The sequence below is a fragment of the Microbulbifer mixtoriginis (SeqCode) genome, assembly GCF_052467515.1.
In genome coordinates, this window is record NZ_CP174314.1 from 683,557 (window position 1) to 698,357 (window position 14,801).

Below are 14,801 nucleotides of genomic sequence, written 5' to 3' on the forward strand. Positions count from 1 at the left end.
TTGTTGAAAGAGCGATTGACTGTGCGAATGCGCCTAGCGGCAAGCCATTGCACCATCGATATATTCTCATTCAATTAATGTGCCATTATTTCTTGGAATTGAGGAAATCCACAGTTTGATGGTATAGCTCTGGCCTGAAGTTTTGACTGTTTATCGTTGCTATCTCACTAAACCCCCTGCACATCTCTATTAACTGCCGGGCTTTTGTCTCACAGGGACGACCGTTATCATTATCGATATGGGCAAACAGGTGCCAGCCTGGATTGGCTATGATATTGGTGTTGCGGCGGTAGAGAATCTGATCATTCAGGGAGCGCTGCAACAGTGACTCTGGTAAATTCAGATAGTGTTTCTGTGATAATAGTCCGGCGGCTTCGCAGCGATTTTCTCTTGCTATTAGCCAGGAGCAAGCTTTCAGTAATGCTGCACGCAAAGCTAGATGGCTGACCGGGTTGGCCTTATGCCAGCTTTGGGTCACAGCTAATACTTTTTCCGGCATTGCCGGTAATAGTGTATTGCAGGCCGTAACAACCACTCCAGTACCCTTTTGGGCTGCAAGGCTATTCCATGGTTCGCCAACACAGTAACCATCAATAATGCCGCTGAGAAGGCTTTCCAGCATTTGTTCGGGGGGTAATATAATAAGCTGTATATCCCGATCCGGATTCACACCTGCGGCCTGTAACCAATGGCGCAACTGTAGTGTGTGACTGGAGAATGGGTAAACCGTGGCCAGTCTTATAGGTGAGATGCCAGTGTTTTTCTGCAGGTACTGTTTTAGTGCTACACCAATATCAGTTTTCGTTTCTTCTGTTGTGTAGTGCTGCAGGCGTTGATAGAGATCCTCAGAGAGGGTAATGGCGTTGCCATTACAACTGAGAATCAAACCACTGATAAGTCGCTCTTTGCAGTCAGGTAGAGTTTCTGGGAGCGTTAATAGCATAGGGGCCAGCATGGCTGCTGCATCGGCCCTACGCCCGATCAATTTATCGCGCAGAGTTGCCCAGGAAGTCTCCCGCTTTAACTCCACCTCAAGGCCAAATTGACTAAAGTAACCTTTCTCCTTGGCAACGATTAGGGGGGCGCTGTCGGTGAGTCTCAGATACAGCAGCTTGATTGATTTCTTTTCCGGGTACAGTAAGGAAGACATTAGGGATTCAGTGCTCGCTCTGAAAATATTGAATAAGCTGTTCGGCTACCGCGTGCATGGTGGCATTACTACTCATGGCAAGATTGCGCAAAACCTTATGCGCATCCTCCTCGTTGAGTTTTTTCTTGGCCATTAGTAATCCTTTGGCTCTTTCAATGGTTTTTCTATCACTGAGTTGCTGTTGGGTTTTCTCAAGTGATTGTCGCAACAGCTGAAAGCTCTTGAATTGAGCCATGGCAATTTCTATTGCCGGGGCAACTCTTTCGGTAGTGATCCCCTCGGCCATATATGCGCTGACCCCAGACTCAACTGCGCGACTGATAAAGTCCGCACTGTTGTGGCTGGAGAACATAGCTACTGGTGTCGGTGCCTCACGATTAACGATGGCAAGGCTCTCTAGGATGTCTCTATCAGGGGATTCAATGTCGATCAACACCACATCGGGGCGATATTTCTCTACTTGGAATAGAAGCCCTTCGGCACTGCTGATTTGCGCAACAATAGTGTATCCGGCAGATTTTAAACACTCACAGACATGGTGAGCGCGTTCTTGATTATCATCAACCAACATGATGGCAGGGCTAATATTCGTCACGACTTGAAGTGGCACTCGTTTGTGGCTAGATAGACGGCTTGTCAAAGTACAATCAAAACTTGTGCCAAAATCGTGAGAGAGGGGCAAATAAAATAAATTCTTCTAATTCCATGAAGTACAGTATGAGATATCCGTTGTTTCTTATTACGCCATTTTGGAACTATTGATCTTTTAGTACAAGAGGAGTTTTTGAGAGGAAATCTGGCCTGGTCACTTTGAAATGAAGATGCTAAAGAAGTTTTTTGAAACCATTTCCAGGTGGGCATATGAAAAGAATTTATATCATTATCAATTTCTGATAGGTGAAAGATCCTATTGCCAGGTTTTTTTTGTGATGATTAGCCTAATGAGAAAGAACTTTTAGGGAATTAACAAACCCAATTGTTTGGCCAGTGTGAAACCAAAGAGTATTTGTATTATTTAAGTTGGCCCGATTCCTTTGTTGCTTCTCACGGGTGAAAGAAAGTTCCTTTTCACAGTTTATTCTTTTTTTGTCGCTGTGACCTTATGATGTGCTTGAATTAATGTTGCAGCTGTAACTTATTAATAGCCTTATAAATTTCACCAATTGTGGCTATTAGATAGCTTCTCTTTCAATCCCAGTTTGCTGAGTTTACACTCGGCCTGACTATAAAATGGGCAAACTAGTCCTTTTTGAGGTGGATGTAGTTGTAAATTCATAATATTAAATATGAGGGGCACGGCGGTGATAATAGCCATACCTAGAGAGACCGTAGAGGGGGAGACGCGTGTTGCGGCAACTCCGGAGAGCGTAAAGCGATTAATTGACTTGGGTGTTTCTGTTGTTGTACAAGCCGGGGCTGGTGAAAAGGCTAGCTTTGCCGATGAGTTATATCGACAAGCTGGTGCTGAGATCCGTGGGGATATAGTGGCTTGCCTAAAGGGGGCGGAAGTTGTTCTTAAAGTGCAACCGCCAACGGATGAAGAGTTGGCTTTAATCCCTAAGGGGGCAACATTGATTGCCTTCTTAAAGCCAGCACAAAATGCCGAGCTCCTACAAAAGCTTGCCGATAATGATATTAACGCACTTGCCGTAGAGTCCATCCCCAGGATTTCCCGGGCCCAGAAAATGGATGCGCTCAGCTCCATGGCTAATATTGCCGGCTATCGTGCCGTCATCGAAGCCGCACATAATTTTGGTCGTTTTTTTACCGGGCAAATCACCGCGGCGGGGAAAATCCCTCCTGCCAAAGTTCTCGTTATTGGTGCCGGTGTTGCCGGACTCTCGGCAATAGGTACAGCTAAAGGTATGGGAGCCATTGTTCGGGCATTTGATACCCGAGCCGAGGTGCGTGAACAAGTAGAATCCATGGGGGCCGAGTTTCTCACAGTAGAGGTGGAAGAGGAGGGCTCGGGTTCTGGCGGATATGCCAAGGAGATGTCGAAGGAATTTATTGAAGCGGAAATGGCGTTGTTTCGCGAACAGGCCAAGGATGTGGATATTGTTATTACGACGGCATTGATACCCGGTAAACTGGCACCAAAACTATGGCTTGCCGATATGGTTGACAGCATGGCGCCTGGCTCTGTGGTGGTGGATCTGGCGGCAGAAATGGGGGGGAACTGTGATTACACTGTCCCTCATCAGAAAACTGTACATAGCGATGTGACAATCATTGGCTACACCAATTTACCCAGCCGCGCAGCGGCACAATCTTCCCGGTTGTACTCCACCAATCTCTCCCATTTACTCAGTGAACTCACTCCGAAAAAAGATGGTGAAATAAACCTTAATTTTGAGGATGAGGTTATTCGTGGGGCAACTGTGGTTAAGTCAGGGGAGATCACCTGGCCGCCTCCCACTCCCAAGATCTCTGCGCAGCCCCAGAAGCCAACAAAAGCCGCAGAGGAAACCAAGGTTTCCCTCGAAGAAAAAGTTGAAAAGCGCAAATCTCCCCTATCTATTTTTGTTTTCTGGGCAATCGCTGGAATATTACTTCTTTGGCTTGGCCGGGTAGCTCCATCAGACTTCGTTTCACACTTTACCGTTTTTGTGCTGGCCATTTTTGTCGGTTGGCAGGTAATTTGGAATGTCACCCATGCCCTGCATACCCCATTGATGAGTGTTACTAATGCGATTTCTGGGATTGTTGTGGTGGGGGCATTGTTGCAATTGGGAGCTACTGGTTCTGGGCTTGTAACCTTGCTGGCCTTTGTTGGTGTACTTGTAGCTAGTATCAATATATTCGGTGGTTTTTTTGTTACCTACCGGATGTTGAAGATGTTTCGTCGTTAAGAAGGGAGATAAGTGATGAATGGTATGATTGCAATGGCTTATCTTTTTTCCGCGGTAATGTTTATTTTAAGTCTGGGCGGTTTGTCCAGTCATGAAACTGCGCGCCGGGGGAATATCTACGGAATGGTTGGTATGGCGGTTGCCATAATAGCCACTATTTCCGGTATTGCCTCCGGCGCTTACTGGATGGTGATTATTGCCATGGTGGTGGGGGCTGTAATAGGCCTGTCACTCGCAAAACGCGTGGCTATGACGCAGATGCCGCAGATGGTAGCCCTTCTGCACAGCTTCGTTGGCCTTGCGGCAGTTTTAATTGGTTGGGGAGGCTTTCTCGATCCTCGAGTCAATCTCCATGGTTCTGCACATGTTGTGCACAGCACAGAAATTTATCTTGGGGTGTTTATTGGGGCTATCACCTTAACGGGGTCACTTGTTGCTTTTTGTAAGCTACAGGGCATAGTTTCCGGTAAGCCCTTGATGTTGCCGGCTCGGCACTGGCTTAACCTAATTGCGATCCTGGCCTGTATCGTATTAGGTGTGCTCTTTGTGCCTGCAGAAGTGAGTGGGCCTACGGTTATCAATCTACTAGTGATGACCGCTATTGCTTTATTGTTAGGTATCCACTTAGTGGCTGCTATCGGTGGGGCTGATATGCCGGTGGTTATCTCCATGCTGAACAGTTACTCAGGATGGGCCGCAGCGGCTACTGGATTTATGCTAGGCAATGATCTGCTTATCGTAGTTGGTGCACTCGTTGGTTCTTCCGGTGCGATCCTCAGCTATATTATGTGCCGCGGTATGAATCGCTCTTTTATCAGTGTGATTCTCGGTGGTTTTGGCTCTGACGGTGGGGAAGTCTCCGATGAGGAAGTCGAGGGTGAGGTGATTGCCATTGACCAGCAGGAACTTGTCGATGACCTCAAGAGCGCCGATAGCATCATTATCGTGCCTGGGTTCGGAATGGCTGTTGCCCATGCGCAACAAGCCGTCAGCGACTTGACCGATCGCCTGCGCGGTATGGGTAAAACAGTGCGTTTTGGTATCCATCCTGTTGCAGGGCGACTGCCGGGCCATATGAATGTCTTACTGGCCGAAGCCAATGTGCCTTACGACATAGTTTTAGAGATGGATGAAATTAATCCCGACTTCCCCAGCACCGACTTGGTACTGGTGATCGGAGCCAACGACACTGTTAACCCCGATGCCGTAGAAAAGCCCGGCTCTCCAATTGCTGGAATGCCTGTAGTGGAAGTTTGGAAAGCGCGCAAAGTGGTGGTGCTTAAACGTTCTATGGCCTCTGGTTATGCGGGTGTGGCAAATCCCCTGTTCTATAAAGAGAATACTCGTATGTTGTTTGGCGATGCCAAAGACAGTCTGCAGGGTGTAATTGGGAGGGTTTGCGACTAATAAAATAGCGCCTGATGTTTAATCATTAGGTGGCCATTACCCAATGGGGCTGAGACGCTGATACCAGATTGGTATTGGATGTTTCAGCTCCATTTGTTTTTTCAGAGTGAAATTATTCTTAAATTACTTTGACTATCGCTGGCTTTCATTAATAGTGATAACCTCCCCTACTTTAATAGTATTAGAAAAAAATATTAAAGGAGCTGGGGGATGGGGACCCGTTTTCGTAAACTTGCCTTGCAAGGAATGATGGCGTTTGGAACGCTTGCTCTGATTGCTTGTGGTAGTGGCGGCGGCAGCGGAGATGATACGCCTGAAAGAACGAATGCTACGGGTACTGCTGGTAATGCAGAGCTTCCTACCCCGGCTGGAGCATCTTGGGTAGAGAATAACTTTTTGCCATCCTCGACTTTTGTAGCTAGATGCGTCTCACCAAGAACTGGTACCGACCCAGCAACTGGCTACGAATATATCGATCAGCTGGGAACACACGTCGACGAAAACAACTGGCTTCGTTCCATGAGTAATGAAGTCTATCTTTGGTACGATGAAATTACAGATAAGGATCCGGCAAGCTTTGATGACTCTTTGGCTTACTTTGATCAGCTGAAAACTTTTAAGAAGACGTCCTCCGGCCGAGATAAGGATCGTTTTCACTACACGATTCCGACCAGCGAATGGTTATCGCAAACCGAGTCCGGAATCTATGTTGGCTATGGACTTCAGTGGGCACTTCTATCGAGTGAGCCACCACGAAAGGCAGTAGTTGCTTACCTAGATGAAGAAAGCAATGAAAGTTTGCCAGATATTATTGCTCGGGGTGCTGAGGTGATCAGTGTGGATGGAGTCGACTTGGCCAATGGTGAAGATATAGATACGCTAAATAATGGCCTGTGGCCAGAGAAAGAGGGTGAATCCCACACTTTTGAAATTAGGCCAGTGGGTTCTTCCACGATTGAAAAGGTTACTCTAGTTGCCTCAGCAGTGAAGTCTGATCCAGTTCAGTTTGTAAAGACCGAGGTGACGGGCTCCGGTCGCAGAGTGGGCTATATACTTTTCAATGATCATATTGCAACAGCTGAGGCGGAATTAATTAATGCAGTTACCCAGTTAGATACTGCTTCTGTTGAAGATTTAGTGTTGGATTTACGCTATAACGGCGGTGGGTATTTAGATATTGCCGCAGAGTTAGCCTATATGATTGCTGGTACAGTAACAATTGGCCAGCCCTTTGAGCGGACCAAGTTTAATAATAAGCATCCAGAGACAAACCCAATCACAGGGAAACCAATTGACTCGACCCCGTTTCATACCTCTGCGCTTGGGCTTATAGATGAGGGTTTGAAAGGAGCCCCTTTGCCTACATTGAACCTTCCACGTGTATTTGTTTTGACCAGTAAGAATACTTGCTCGGCCAGTGAAGCTATTATTAATGGCTTGCGCGGAGTAGATCTAGAGGTTATTCAGATTGGTGAAACTACTTGTGGCAAGCCCTATGGTTTTTATCCGTTGGATAATTGTGGTACTACTTATTTCACAATTCAGTTTTCTGGTGTGAATGCTAAAGGCTTTGGCGATTATTCAGATGGGTTTGTCCCTAATGGTACCGATAATACAGCTGCTGATTTGCCGGGTTGTCATATCGGCGATGACTTTTATCATCTTTTAGGTGATGCCAATGAGGCTCGTTTTGCGGCAGCCCTCAACTATATTGAAACAGGGGAGTGTGGTGATATAGCCGTTAGTGCATTTTCTGAGTCTGGTATCAATTCACGCATTCCAGTATCAAATGTTCAAGTGCCAAAAGAAGCATCTCGTAGCAATCGGATAATGGTGAGATAAAATGAAAATTGCAGCCCTGATAGGTTACTGCTGTCTTGCCGTTATATGCTTGGGATGCGCCTCTCAGTCAAATATTCAGAGTGTCCAACCGGCGCTTTTGAAAAAGGTTAGCCCAGAAGTTACTGCGGAGATACAAGTGCTGGTTTCAGAAGCCTTGGGTGGGGTTAAAGTTACTCTGGGCTCTGAAGTGTTTGTAGAAAAAAGTATTCTGGTCGTTGAACGTAATCGGCAGCATATGGCATTAATTGGTCGAGATATGACGAAGCCCATCAAATTCCAGTTACTTACGGATGGGCGGAAGTGTTGGCTTGCTCGACTTTCTAGCGATGAGATGTGGGAACTGTCTGTACCCTGTGAGCTTGCTGTTGATGAAGATACTTGATGGAGATTATCAAGAAACGGCAGAGGCCGCTTCTTGATAAAACATCAGCGCAGCAAGTTAGACTTGCGTACATCCGGCTTCTTCGCAGCTCGATAGATTAAAGCGATTTTACCAATCTCCTGGATCAGTTCAGCAGAGGATTTCTGGCAGAGCACCCCTACAATCTGATGTCTGACTTCACGGTCAGCGATCATCAGCTTTACCTTGATCAGCTCGTGATCTTCCAGTGCACGTTCCAGTTCTTCCATCACGCCCTCGCTGAGCCCATTGCCCGCTACAGTCACGACAGGTTTGAGATTGTGACCGAGAGAGCGCAGTGCTTTTTTGCGGTCGGCGGTTAAAGGCATACAATACTCCATTACCACTTTGTGGATATCGATATGGGAGTGACCAAAAGCCTTGATCTTCGTCAGCAGTTGTTTGGCTGACCCGATCGCGGCTTATGACCGCTCTTACTAATAAGCTGTAGTGATTGTAGGCATTGTACCCGATGGGCCGATCTAAGAGCAGCCACCGCTGGCTGCGTGAACATTTTAATGACCATTACGTCAAACAGTCCCAGAAAGAGGGCTATCGCTCCCGTGCCAGCTACAAGCTGCAGGAGTTGCAGGATAAGGACCGCCTGTTCAAGCCAGGCATGACGGTTGTCGACCTGGGCGCTGCACCGGGAGGGTGGTCTCAGGTGGCGATGGAGCTAGTGGGGCACAAAGGCCGGGTTTTGGCGTCTGATATATTGCCGATGGACCCCCTGGCCGGTGTGGACTTTGTGCAAGGTGACTTTACTGAGGAGTCAGTGCTCAACGAGCTGCTGCAACATCTTGGCGATGAGATGGCAGACCTTGTGATTTCCGATATGGCCCCCAATATGAGTGGGATACGCGATGTTGATCAGCCCGCCTCCATGTATTTGGTAGAGTTGGCAGTAGATATGGCCCGGCAGGTATTAAAGCCCGGCGGTGCTTTTGTTGCCAAAGTCTTCCAGGGAGAGGGGTTTGATGAGCTGATCCGCGACTTGCGCGCGAGCTACAACAGTGTTGTGACTCGTAAGCCCGGCGCCTCCAGGCCTCGCTCTCGCGAAGTCTATTTGGTGGCCAGGGGCTTTAAGGGCAATTAGGCGCGAAGGCGTATTTCTAGTCTGCCTGCTCGATATGGTATAAGCAGTATTCCTATTGGGCGGCAGGGCTGTTGTCTCCTACACCTATACTGATTTGATGGGTATAGATAGGATTGGCACAGCAAAATGAACGGATTTTGAGTGCGAAAGCGAGAGGGCTATCCCTTTGAATGATATGGCAAAGAACCTTGTACTGTGGTTGATCATCGCGGCGGTGCTGCTGATGGTATTTCAGAATTTTAAGCCGCAGACACGGGATGAGGCTCTCAGTTATTCCGACTTTGTTCAGGATGTGCAGTCGGGACAGGTGAAAAGCGTCGTTGTGGATGGTCTGGTGATTACTGGCGAAAAAGCCGACGGCAGTCGCTTCAAGACTATCCAGCCACAGATTATTGACGATGAACTCACCAATGAGTTGGTGCGCAGTAATACCCAGTTCGTTGGCCGTGAACCTGAATCTCCCAGTATCTGGCAGCAACTCTTGGTAGCGAGCTTCCCGATCCTCATTATTATTGCCGTCTTTATGTTCTTCATGCGCCAGATGCAGGGCGGTGCTGGTGGCCGTTCCGGGCCTATGGCTTTTGGTAAAAGTAAAGCGCGCCTATTAGGCGAAGATCAGATCAAGACCACCTTCGCCGATGTTGCGGGTGTGGATGAAGCAAAGGAAGAAGTACAGGAGCTGGTAGAGTTTCTACGAGACCCCACTAAATTCCAGCGCCTGGGCGGTAATATCCCCCGTGGTGTACTGATGTGTGGTCCTCCCGGAACCGGTAAGACCCTGCTGGCTAAGGCCATTGCCGGTGAGGCAAAAGTGCCCTTCTTCTCTATTTCCGGTTCCGACTTCGTAGAAATGTTTGTCGGCGTGGGTGCTTCCCGCGTCCGTGACATGTTCGATCAGGCCAAGAAGCAAGCTCCCTGCATTATCTTTATTGATGAAATCGACGCCGTAGGCCGCCACCGTGGCGCCGGTGTTGGCGGTGGTCATGACGAGCGTGAACAGACACTCAACCAGCTACTGGTAGAGATGGATGGCTTTGAAGGCAATGAAGGGGTGATCGTGATTGCCGCCACTAACCGCCCGGACGTACTCGACCATGCTCTGTTGCGCCCCGGTCGATTCGACCGTCAGGTTTTTGTCGGCCTACCGGATATCCGTGGCCGCGAGCAGATTCTGACTGTGCATATGCGCAAGGTACCACTGGATGACAAGGTCAATGCTCAGACTATTGCGCGGGGTACACCCGGTTTCTCCGGTGCCGATTTAGCCAACTTGGTGAATGAAGCTGCCCTTTTTGCTGCTCGCGCCAATAAGCGTACGGTGACCATGGAGGAGTTTGAGCGCGCCCGTGACAAAATCATGATGGGTGCCGAGCGCAAGTCCATGGTGATGAATGAGAAAGAGAAAGTGAATACTGCTTATCATGAAGCGGGTCATGCGATAATTGGTCGCCTGGTCCCAGAACATGATCCGGTACACAAAGTCACCATTATCCCTCGCGGCCGTGCACTGGGTGTTACCCAGTTCTTGCCTGAGGAGGATAAGTACAGCCTTTCCAAACGTGCGATTGAATCCCAGTTGTGTTCACTGTTTGGTGGTCGTATTGCCGAAGAGATGACCCTGGGTATAGATGGTGTGACAACTGGTGCGTCCAACGATATCGAGCGCGCTACCGACTTGGCACGTAGTATGGTGACCAAATGGGGACTCTCTGAGAAACTTGGTCCTTTGCACTATGGAGAAGATGAAAGTGGCCAGCCGGGGCAGGGTAACCCGGTTTCCGGCAAGACCTCTAATGATATTGATGAAGAAGTTCGCCGTATCATTGATAGCTGCTATGAACGTGCCAGCCAGTTGCTAGAGGAAAATCGGGATATCCTTGAAGCGATGAAAGATGCCCTGATGGAATATGAAACCCTGGACGCAGAACAAGTGGACGACCTGATGGCTCGTCGCAAAGTGCGTCGACCTAAAGACTGGGAAGACAACAATTTTGGCTCCGGTGGCAACAGCTCAACCGATGAAGCGGATAAAACGGATACATCTGAGGTCTCTACGGAGGCAGACAAGAGTAACCCGGTTGGTGGCCCGTTAAACGAGCACTGATTCTCAGCGAAATATTCAAATGGCATAAGCGGAATGTAGGTCGGGATGGCGTCAGTCCACCCCGGTTCGACATTCCGTTTTTTTATCTCTGTATATGAAAATTACCTGTGGAAAACACACACTAGACCTCTCCTCACCGGTAGTGATGGGGGTTCTCAACACCACCCCAGACTCTTTTTCCGATGGTGGCAGTTACTATCAGGCTGGCATGCTAGACCTGTCTCTTGTCTTGCGCCGGGCCGAGCAAATGCTAGACGAGGGGGCCGCAATTATTGATGTGGGTGGGGAGTCTACTCGACCTGGAGCTTCTCCTATTTCTGAGGAGGAGGAGCTCGACAGGGTACTTCCCGTGGTAGATGCAATTTGTACGAGGCTGGATGTCGTCGTCTCGGTAGATACCAGTACACCAACAGTGATACGCGAAGCCGCTAAAGTGGGAGCAGGGCTTATCAATGATGTTCGTGCACTTGAGCGAGAGGGTGCACTTGAGGCTGCCGCGCAAACAGATTTACCGGTATGCCTTATGCATATGCAAGGACAGCCGGATACCATGCAAACTTCCCCCAATTATAGAGATGTAGTAACGGAAGTCGCCCATTACCTGGCGGGCCGTATTGAGGCCTGTGGTGCGGTGGGAATTAACCGAGAGCGCCTCTTGCTGGACCCAGGCTTTGGCTTTGGCAAGACCGATGCTCATAACCTGGCTTTATTAGGTGCCTTGTCGCAATTGGGCCCAGCGGATGTCCCTATACTGGCTGGCTTGTCGCGTAAGTCGATGATCGGGCGCCTGTTGCAGCGAGAGGTGGAGGATCGGCTTCCAGGTAGCCTCGCACTTGCTATGCTAGCAGCCCAGCGAGGGGCAAAGATTTTACGGGTACACGATGTTGCAGAGACAGTTGATGTTCTGCGATTACAGCAAGTTGTCGAGGGGTTTAAAGCCTAATTCTTACAAACATTAGCCTCCTAAAATTGTAGAGGCATTTTTAAAATTTTTACAAATTAAATGCGGCGTAGTTAGCTGCAGTAGAGAACAGAAATGGAAAGAAAGTACTTTGGCACTGACGGAATTCGTGGACATGTGGGAAAGGGGCCAATAACCCCGGACTTTATGCTGAGGTTAGGGTACGCCACCGGTAAGGTACTGGGAAAGATGTCCGCGGGTAAGAGGTCCAGTCGCCCCTATATTTTAATTGGCAAGGATACTCGAGTGTCCGGCTATATGTTTGAAGCTGCCCTGGAGGCGGGTTTAATCTACTCTGGAGTTGATGTGGGCCTATTGGGACCCATGCCTACCCCTGCTATTGCCTACCTCACTCGCACTTTCCATGCTCGGGCGGGAATTGTAATCAGCGCCTCCCATAACCCTTTTCACGATAACGGCATCAAGTTCTTCTGTGCCGAAGGCTACAAATTGCCCGACGAGGTAGAGCGCGAGATCGAAGCTGCGCTCGAACTTCCCATGGAAGCGGCGGAAAATCTAGGCAAGGCATATCGAGTAGATGATGCGGCCTCGCGTTATATCGAATTCAGCAAAGCATCCACACCTTGGAACTTTTCTCTGGGTGGTCTCAAAATCGTTCTTGATTGCGCAAACGGGGCCACTTATCACATAGCACCAAAGGTCTTTCGAGAGCTGGGGGCAGAAGTGACTGCCTTAAGTGCTAGCCCGGATGGACTAAATATCAATCTGGAGTGTGGCTCTACCAAACCCAAGCAGTTACAGAGCGCAGTAGTGGAGCAAGGTGCAGATCTCGGGATCGCTTTCGATGGTGATGGCGACAGGGTTTTGTTTGTTGATCGTAATGGTGATCTTGTCGATGGAGATCAGCTGCTCTTTATTATTGGTCTTTACCAGCAGGAGCATCTTGGTGGCTGTAAGGGCATTGTCGGTACCCTGATGAGTAATTACGGCTTTGAGTTGGCCCTGCGGGAGCGCAATATCCCGTTTGAGCGCGCTAAAGTTGGCGACCGCTATGTGCTCGAAAAAATGAAGGCCAATGGCTGGATGCTGGGTGGTGAATCTTCTGGCCATATCATCTGCGCCGATGCCTCAACAACCGGAGACGGCATTGTTGCTGCTCTTCAGGTGCTTCGAGCCCTTTCTGAATTTGGCCTACCTCTGCACCAGCTCAAGGCGCGCATGCAGATGCTTCCCCAGCACATGATTAATGTGCGACTTGGACATCGCGATGGTATACTTGACCATCCGGAAGTTATGGCAGCGGTCAGTGATGCGGAGCTTCAGCTCGCTGACAATGGTCGTGTTCTGCTGCGTCCCTCTGGTACTGAGCCCCTTATCCGGGTAATGGTGGAAGGCCGTGATAGCACTCAGGTAGAGCAACTGGCACAGCAGATCTCCGCTGTAGTACAAAGGGTTGGGGGCGGCTGAGCCCTTCATTAGGGGTGCTCCTGAGGCGTTCTATAGGGCGCCATCAGTGAGATAGGCAAACTCGTATATTTTTGGTTGTATGTTGGCGGCAATGTCGCTAAGATTTGCGCCCCTTAAAGGAGCACACATGCGAATACCGCTGGTAGCAGCTAACTGGAAAATGAACGGCAATAAAGCCTTTGCCGAACGTTTTTTTTCTGACTTTGACTTGCAGGCTATTGCCGCTCACGTGGTTGTTTGCCCGCCATTTCCTTATATTCCCCTGGTGTCCCAGGTAGCAGAAGATAGGGAGCGCTTTAGTGTTGGTGCGCAAAACCTCAGTCAGGAATCCAGTGGCGCGTATACCGGTGAAATATCCGCTGAAATGCTACTCGACTGGAATGCTCGCTATGTCATTGTTGGGCACTCCGAGCGCCGCAGTCTCTATGGGGAGACAAGCGAGCTGGTAGCCAAGAAGTTTGTGGCTGCCCAGCAGGCTGGTTTGATCCCGATCCTTTGTGTCGGGGAAACCCTGCAAGAGCGTGAGCAGGAGCGCACCCTTGAGGTGATCGCAAATCAGCTTAAAGCTGTTAGCGACATCATCGAAAGTGATACCTGGAAGCATTCAGTTGTGGCTTATGAGCCTGTTTGGGCAATAGGCACAGGTAAAACTGCAACGCCTGAAGAAGCGCAGGACGTTCACCAATTTATTCGGGGTGAGCTCGGTAATGTCGGTGAGCAGGTACAGATTTTATATGGCGGTAGTGTAAAATCCGCTAATGCCAGCGCCCTGTTTGCGCAGGCTGATATTGACGGCGCCCTTGTGGGTGGCGCTTCGCTTGATGCGAAAGAGTTCGCCGCAATTTGTCGCGCTGCTGAATAATATTCAGCGAGCGGATTAGGGAATACTAAAAACGGGTTAGCACAACCCCGGTAGAGAGTTTCCAGAAAATGGAAGAAATTGTTTTAGGTATACACGTTCTGGTTGCATTGGGTATTATCGGCCTGATTTTATTGCAGCAAGGTAAGGGTGCCGAGGCCGGTGCCTCCTTTGGTGCAGGTGCATCTCAGACAGTTTTTGGTAGTCAGGGTGGCGGAAATTTCTTTTCCCGCTTGACAGCAATTCTTGCTACTGTATTCTTCGTCACCAGTTTGGGGCTGGCCTTTCTAGCTCGCCAAAACGCAGATGCCGATGTCGATGCAAATCTGCCGCAAATACCCGCTGCAGTTGAGCAAGTTGGACCGGCCAACGAGTTGCCAGAAATCGAAAGCGATATCCCGCAACTTGAATCAGATCTGGAAGCCGGTGATGTTCCTCAGGCTCCGACTGAAAGCAGCGATTCGCAAGAGCCAGCTGTAAATCAGGAAACTGATTCAGAGGAACAACAGTAAAGATTTTTGCCCAGGTGGTGGAATTGGTAGACACGCTATCTTGAGGGGGTAGTGAGCTATGCTCGTGCGGGTTCAAGTCCCGCCCTGGGCACCACATCAAGATCCGAAGAAGTTCGGAATCATCCAGAAAGCCCCGTAAATCGGGGCTTTTTGCTATCTGGAGGTTACACAGCCCTCCGCTCTAGTTCAT

At 49.2% G+C, this 14,801-nt stretch carries 13 protein-coding genes and 1 tRNA gene; 11 read left to right on the forward strand and 3 right to left on the reverse strand.

Translation table 11 applies throughout. The annotated features are described in order from the left end of the window. Window positions 1–85 precede the first annotated feature (85 nt). Window positions 86–1,150 (reverse strand): CmpA/NrtA family ABC transporter substrate-binding protein, encoded by a 1,065-nt coding sequence (locus ACJJIT_RS02820; RefSeq protein ID WP_444899903.1) that lies wholly within the window; start codon window positions 1,148–1,150, stop codon window positions 86–88. 7 nt (window positions 1,151–1,157) lie between these two features. Continuing rightward, window positions 1,158–1,745, reverse strand: coding sequence for an ANTAR domain-containing response regulator (locus ACJJIT_RS02825; RefSeq protein ID WP_444899904.1), 588 nt, complete (start codon window positions 1,743–1,745; stop codon window positions 1,158–1,160). A 706-nt stretch (window positions 1,746–2,451) separates the two neighbouring features. Between ACJJIT_RS02825 and ACJJIT_RS02830 the strand changes: the two genes are divergently transcribed. From ACJJIT_RS02830 to ACJJIT_RS02845, 4 genes are all read left to right on the forward strand, one after another. After that, window positions 2,452–4,002: a Re/Si-specific NAD(P)(+) transhydrogenase subunit alpha gene (locus tag ACJJIT_RS02830; RefSeq protein ID WP_444899905.1), complete on the forward strand. Its 1,551-nt coding sequence runs from the start codon at window positions 2,452–2,454 to the stop codon at window positions 4,000–4,002. 15 nt (window positions 4,003–4,017) lie between these two features. Continuing rightward, window positions 4,018–5,409: a Re/Si-specific NAD(P)(+) transhydrogenase subunit beta gene (gene pntB, locus ACJJIT_RS02835; protein ID WP_444882653.1), complete on the forward strand. Its 1,392-nt coding sequence runs from the start codon at window positions 4,018–4,020 to the stop codon at window positions 5,407–5,409. A 210-nt stretch (window positions 5,410–5,619) separates the two neighbouring features. Continuing rightward, complete coding sequence (locus ACJJIT_RS02840; protein WP_444899906.1) at window positions 5,620–7,251, forward strand: S41 family peptidase; 1,632 nt, start codon at window positions 5,620–5,622, stop codon at window positions 7,249–7,251. Window position 7,252: 1 nt separating this feature from the next. Beyond that, on the forward strand, window positions 7,253–7,633 hold the full coding sequence (locus ACJJIT_RS02845) for a hypothetical protein (protein ID WP_444899907.1): 381 nt from the start codon (window positions 7,253–7,255) through the stop codon (window positions 7,631–7,633). Between the two features lie 44 nt (window positions 7,634–7,677). Here ACJJIT_RS02845 and yhbY read toward each other — a convergent pair whose 3' ends face one another. Continuing rightward, window positions 7,678–7,980, reverse strand: a complete 303-nt coding sequence (gene yhbY / locus ACJJIT_RS02850) for a ribosome assembly RNA-binding protein YhbY (protein ID WP_444899908.1) — start codon at window positions 7,978–7,980, stop codon at window positions 7,678–7,680. 143 nt (window positions 7,981–8,123) lie between these two features. Here yhbY and rlmE point away from each other — a divergent pair, with 143 nt between their 5' ends. From rlmE to ACJJIT_RS02885, 7 genes are all read left to right on the forward strand, one after another. Further along, the gene (gene rlmE, locus ACJJIT_RS02855; protein WP_252083196.1) at window positions 8,124–8,747 is read left to right on the forward strand and encodes a 23S rRNA (uridine(2552)-2'-O)-methyltransferase RlmE; all 624 of its coding nucleotides are present in this window, start codon (window positions 8,124–8,126) and stop codon (window positions 8,745–8,747) included. A gap of 175 nt (window positions 8,748–8,922) precedes the next feature. Next, entirely contained in the window at window positions 8,923–10,851 is a 1,929-nt protein-coding gene (gene ftsH, locus ACJJIT_RS02860) for an ATP-dependent zinc metalloprotease FtsH (protein WP_444882650.1), read from the forward strand. 94 nt (window positions 10,852–10,945) lie between these two features. Next, on the forward strand, window positions 10,946–11,794 hold the full coding sequence (gene folP / locus ACJJIT_RS02865) for a dihydropteroate synthase (RefSeq protein WP_444899909.1): 849 nt from the start codon (window positions 10,946–10,948) through the stop codon (window positions 11,792–11,794). A 93-nt stretch (window positions 11,795–11,887) separates the two neighbouring features. After that, a complete protein-coding gene (glmM, locus tag ACJJIT_RS02870; protein WP_444882648.1) occupies window positions 11,888–13,240 on the forward strand; it encodes a phosphoglucosamine mutase in 1,353 nt (450 codons plus the stop codon). A 127-nt stretch (window positions 13,241–13,367) separates the two neighbouring features. Next, window positions 13,368–14,102, forward strand: a complete 735-nt coding sequence (gene tpiA, locus ACJJIT_RS02875; RefSeq protein WP_444899910.1) for a triose-phosphate isomerase — start codon at window positions 13,368–13,370, stop codon at window positions 14,100–14,102. Window positions 14,103–14,170: 68 nt separating this feature from the next. Further along, window positions 14,171–14,611, forward strand: a complete 441-nt coding sequence (gene secG / locus ACJJIT_RS02880; protein WP_252083192.1) for a preprotein translocase subunit SecG — start codon at window positions 14,171–14,173, stop codon at window positions 14,609–14,611. A gap of 8 nt (window positions 14,612–14,619) precedes the next feature. After that, a tRNA-Leu gene (locus ACJJIT_RS02885) sits at window positions 14,620–14,705 on the forward strand. The last annotated feature ends 96 nt before the right edge of the window (window positions 14,706–14,801 follow it).

Bases quoted from the DNA above. Each gene is read 5' to 3' on its own strand.
- ACJJIT_RS02820 (WP_444899903.1), bottom strand. From the start codon at position 1,150: ATGTCTTCCTTACTGTACCCGGAAAAGAAATCAATCAAGCTGCTGTAT.
- pntB (WP_444882653.1), top strand. From the start codon at position 4,018: ATGAATGGTATGATTGCAATGGCTTATCTTTTTTCCGCGGTAATGTTT.
- ACJJIT_RS02840 (WP_444899906.1), top strand. From the start codon at position 5,620: ATGGGGACCCGTTTTCGTAAACTTGCCTTGCAAGGAATGATGGCGTTT.
- ACJJIT_RS02845 (WP_444899907.1), top strand. From the start codon at position 7,253: ATGAAAATTGCAGCCCTGATAGGTTACTGCTGTCTTGCCGTTATATGC.
- yhbY (WP_444899908.1), bottom strand. From the start codon at position 7,980: ATGCCTTTAACCGCCGACCGCAAAAAAGCACTGCGCTCTCTCGGTCAC.
- rlmE (WP_252083196.1), top strand. From the start codon at position 8,124: ATGGGCCGATCTAAGAGCAGCCACCGCTGGCTGCGTGAACATTTTAAT.
- ftsH (WP_444882650.1), top strand. From the start codon at position 8,923: ATGGCAAAGAACCTTGTACTGTGGTTGATCATCGCGGCGGTGCTGCTG.
- folP (WP_444899909.1), top strand. From the start codon at position 10,946: ATGAAAATTACCTGTGGAAAACACACACTAGACCTCTCCTCACCGGTA.
- glmM (WP_444882648.1), top strand. From the start codon at position 11,888: ATGGAAAGAAAGTACTTTGGCACTGACGGAATTCGTGGACATGTGGGA.
- tpiA (WP_444899910.1), top strand. From the start codon at position 13,368: ATGCGAATACCGCTGGTAGCAGCTAACTGGAAAATGAACGGCAATAAA.
- secG (WP_252083192.1), top strand. From the start codon at position 14,171: ATGGAAGAAATTGTTTTAGGTATACACGTTCTGGTTGCATTGGGTATT.